Below are 4,346 nucleotides of genomic sequence, written 5' to 3' on the forward strand. Positions count from 1 at the left end.
CCGCAACACTTCGCGCCGCGACGCGCCACGGCGGTCGACGGTGTCCTCAGGCGGCACGGGTATCGCTGGCCCGGGCGGCACGCAAAGTCACCGCCACCGACTTGTACGACGGCGTGCCTGACTTCGCGTCATGGTTCTCCAGTGCCACCAGGGCGTTTCCCTCGGGAAAGTACATGGCCACCGAACCCCTGGCGATGTCATAGCCCACGGCGACGAACCCGCGCACCTCGCGCTCGGCGTGCTGGCCCGCTTCGGCGCCCAGCGCCACCACGTCGATCCGGTCACCGTGCTGCAGACCACGGGCGGCGAGGTCCTCGGGGTGCACGAACACCACGTCGCGCCGGCCGGTGACGCCGCGGTAGCGATCGTTCAAGCCGTAGATGGTGGTGTTGTATTGGTCGTGCGAACGAATGGTGGTCAGCAACAGGGTATCGCCGCCCCGTACCAGGCCGTCCTCGTTCAGGCCGCGCGCCACCAGGAAATGCGCGCGCTTGTCGTGCGTCACCCAGTTGCGCTCGGACGCTGCGATGTAAAGGCGGAAACCACCCGGCTCGCGGATCCGCAGGTTGAAATCCTTGAAAATGGGAAATACCGATTCGATGCCATCGCGGATGCGGTCGTAGTCGGCCACCAGGCCTTCCCAGTCCACTTTTGAATCGGGCAGCGTGGCACGGGCGATGCCCGCGACGATGGCAGGCTCGGATTTCAAGTACGCCGACGCGGGTTTCAGGGTGCCCTGCGAGGCATGCACCATCGACATGGAGTCTTCCACCGTCACCGACTGCATGCCGGTGGCCTGCTCATCCGCTTCGGTACGCCCCAGGCACGGCAGGATGATCGACTCCCGGGCCAGGATCAGGTGCGAGCGGTTGAGCTTGGTGGCGATATGCACGGCAAGGTCGAGCTTGCGCATGGCAGCGAAGCTGGCCTCCGGGTCGGACATCGCCACGGCAAGGTTGCCGCCGAGGGAAACCAGGGCCTTGGAGCGTCCGTCGCGGATCGCCTGGATGGCCGCTACCGCGTCGTGCCCATGGGTCGCTGGCGCCTTGAACCCATAGGTACGCTCGATGCCGTCGATCAGTGCCTGGTCGGGTTTCTCGGTGATGCCGACGGTGCGGTCGCCCTGCACGTTGGAGTGGCCGCGCAAGGGCGCAAAGCCCGCACCCTGCTTGCCGACATTGCCACGCAGCAGCATGAGGTTGGCAATCTGCTGCACGTTCTCGGTGCCGTGCTTGTGCTGGGTGATGCCCATGCCGTAGCAGACGATCACGCGCCCGGCGCTGGCGTAGATATCGGCCGCCGCCTCGATGTCGGCACGGCTCACGCCGCTCACGGTCTCAATGTCGTCCCAGCGCGTGGCCGTGACGTCGGCGGCAAGCGCTTCGAAACCACTGGTGTGCTCGGCGATGAAATCCTTGTCGGCCAGGTCCCGCTCGATCAGCGATTTCATGATGCCCTTGAGCATGGCCACGTCACCGCCGATCTTCACCTTGTAATAAGTGGAAGCGATCGACGTGGACTTGCCGGTGAGCATTTCGGTGGGATGCTGTGGCGAGGTGAAACGCTCAAGCCCGCGCTCGGGCATCGGGTTCATCACTACGATCGGCACGTTGCGCAGGCTACATTCGCGCAAGGTGGTGAGCATGCGCGGGTGGTTGGTACCCGGGTTGTGGCCAATGCAGAAGAGTGCATCGCAGTGGTCGAAGTCTTCGAGCGTCACCGTGCCCTTACCCACGCCGATGGATTCGGGAAGACCAACGCTGGTGGCCTCGTGGCACATGTTGGAACAATCGGGGAAATTGTTCGTGCCGAACTCGCGCACGAACAACTGGTAGAGGAACGCCGCCTCGTTCGAGGCACGGCCGGAGGTATAGAACTCGGCCATGTCCGGATCAGGCAGTGCCCGCAGTGCCTTGCCTATGCGCCCGAAGGCCTCCTCCCAGCTCACTTCACGGTACGTGTCGCTCGCGGCGTCGTACGCCATGGGGTGGGTCAGGCGGCCCAGGCCCTCGAGGGCGTAATCGGAGAGGTTCCACAGTTGGCTCACCGGGTTCGAAGCGAAGAACTCAGGCTTCACCCGCTTGCCGGTGGCCTCCCACGACACGGCCTTGGCCCCGTTCTCGCAAAACTCGAAGCTGGAGGTGTCCTTGGGATCGGGCCAGGCGCAACCCGGGCAGTCGAACCCGGCGGGCTGGTTCATCTTGCGCAGGGCCGCGGATTCCCGGCCCACGGCCATTTGCCCGGCCAAAGCCGAAGTCACGGCGCGCAACGCACCCCAACCGCCCGCCGGCCTGTCGTACGGCTCGATGCCCTTGACCTTCTTAGTACTCACGAGCGCTCCTGGTGCCTGTAAGTGAATGCTACGCCCTGCGCCCGCCGACGGGGATTGGACCCAGGGCGAAAACCATGATTGTTATCAAAACGGAAACGATCGGTACGATTTTCGCCATCTACCGGGTTATTGTCCGCGCGAGGAAAATGGCACCTATCAACCACGGAGTTTTAGCCATGATTACCCTGCGTCGTTCCGAAGACCGCGGCCACGCCAACCACGGGTGGCTCGATTCCCACCACAGCTTCTCGTTCGCCGACTACCGCGACGACGACCACGTGCACTTCGGCCCGCTGCGCGTCATCAACGAAGACCGCATCGAAGCGGGCACCGGTTTCGGCGCGCACCCGCACCGGGACATGGAAATCATCAGCTACGTGCTGGAGGGCGAACTGGCCCACGAGGATTCCATCGGCAACAAGGTGGTGATCCGCCCGGGCGAAGTGCAGCGCATGAGCGCAGGCACCGGCGTGGTGCACTCCGAACGCAACAACGCCAACGACAAAACGCACTTCCTGCAGATCTGGGTGATCCCCGAGCGTGCCGGCCTCAAGCCCGGTTACGAGCAGAAGGAATTTCCCGATAGCGACAAGCGCGGCCGGCTGCGCCTGGTCGGCAGCCGCGACGGTGCGGAGGGCTCGGTGGTGGTGCACCAGGACATCCGGCTCTATGCCGGGCTCATCGACGGTGCGGAGGAGGCGAGCCTTGCCATCGCTGACGGCCGCATCGTCTACGTGCATGTGGTGCGTGGCGCACTCAACGTCAACGGCACGGCGGTGCGCGCCGGTGATGCGGTGATGATGCGCGAGGAGTCGATGGTGAAACTCGACCACGGCGACCACGCCGAAGTGCTGGTGTTCGACCTGCCCACCTTGGACTGACGCCACTGGCCGGCAAGCCCGGGCGGGTGGGGTATCGCTCCACCCCTCCCAAAGGTCATGGTCCCTGCGGCACCCCGCGGGGACTATCTTTCACGGACCCTTCTCAAGGACGTGCCTCCATGACCGCCTCCCGCTGGCTTCTTGCCTCTGCCATCCTCGCTGCCCTGGCCTCCCCCGCCATGGCCCAGAACAAACCTTCGGGCGTCGACCTTGCCGGCATGGACAAGTCGGTGAAGCCCGGTGACGACTTCGACGGTTATGCCAATGGCACCTGGCGCAAGACCGCGGTGATTCCGGCCGACCGGGCCAGCACAGGCATCTTCCTGCAGGTGTTCGAGAAGGCCGAAAAGCGCAACGCGGAGTTGATCCGCGACGCAGGCAAGGGCAATCCCGCGGCCAACAGCGATGCGCGCCTGATCGCCGATTACTACGCCGCCTTCATGGACGAGGCAGCGATCGAGAAGAACGGCCTGGCGCCCCTGAAGGCCAGCTTTGACCAGATCGATGCGATCGCCTCGGTGAAGGATCTCTCCCGCGTACTGGGCGATGGCCTGCGTGCTGACGTGGACCCGATCAACGCCACCAACCTCGATACCGAGCACCTTTTCGGACTGTGGGTAGCGCAGGGCCTGGAAGACCCGGCGCACTCCATGCCCTACCTGCTGCAGGGCGGCCTGGGGATGCCCAACCGGGATTATTACCTGGGCAAGGACAAGTCCATGGCCGATGCACGCGCGGCCTACCAGACCTATATCGCCGCCATCCTGAAGCAGGCCGGCACACCCGATGCCGAGGCGAAAGCCAAGGCCATCTTCGACCTGGAAACCAAGATCGCCACGGCCCAGGAAAGCATCGTGGACAGCGAGGACATCCACAAGGCGAACAACCCGTGGCCCACGGCTGAATTTGCCAGCAAGGCGCCGGGCATCGACTGGGCCGCTTATCTTGATGCCGCGCACCTGGACAAGGCCAAGAACATCAACGTCTGGCAGCCAGGCACGGTACACGACGTATCGGCGCTGGTGGCAAGCCAGCCGCTGCAAACCTGGAAGGACTACCTCCGCTTCCACGCCATCAACCACAGCACGGGCCTGTTGCCCAAGGCATACAACGACCTGGCTTTCGGTTTCTAT

The 4,346-nt window shown here is 64.4% G+C and carries 2 protein-coding genes and 1 pseudogene; 2 read left to right on the forward strand and 1 reads right to left on the reverse strand.

The annotated features are described in order from the left end of the window. Positions 1-46 precede the first annotated feature (46 nt). Positions 47-2,332: an FdhF/YdeP family oxidoreductase gene (locus VK519_RS09760; RefSeq protein WP_324349364.1), complete on the reverse strand. Its 2,286-nt coding sequence runs from the start codon at positions 2,330-2,332 to the stop codon at positions 47-49. Positions 2,333-2,508: 176 nt separating this feature from the next. Here VK519_RS09760 and VK519_RS09765 point away from each other — a divergent pair, with 176 nt between their 5' ends. Together VK519_RS09765 and VK519_RS09770 are read left to right on the forward strand one after the other, a co-directional pair. Continuing rightward, the gene (locus VK519_RS09765; RefSeq protein ID WP_324349366.1) at positions 2,509-3,213 is read left to right on the forward strand and encodes a pirin family protein; all 705 of its coding nucleotides are present in this window, start codon (positions 2,509-2,511) and stop codon (positions 3,211-3,213) included. 119 nt (positions 3,214-3,332) lie between these two features. Then, positions 3,333-4,346 (forward strand): annotated as a pseudogene (locus tag VK519_RS09770) (M13 family metallopeptidase N-terminal domain-containing protein); the annotation flags it as partial.

The sequence above is a fragment of the Pinirhizobacter sp. genome (assembly GCF_035317885.1).
GTDB lineage: Bacteria > Pseudomonadota > Gammaproteobacteria > Xanthomonadales > Rhodanobacteraceae > Pinirhizobacter.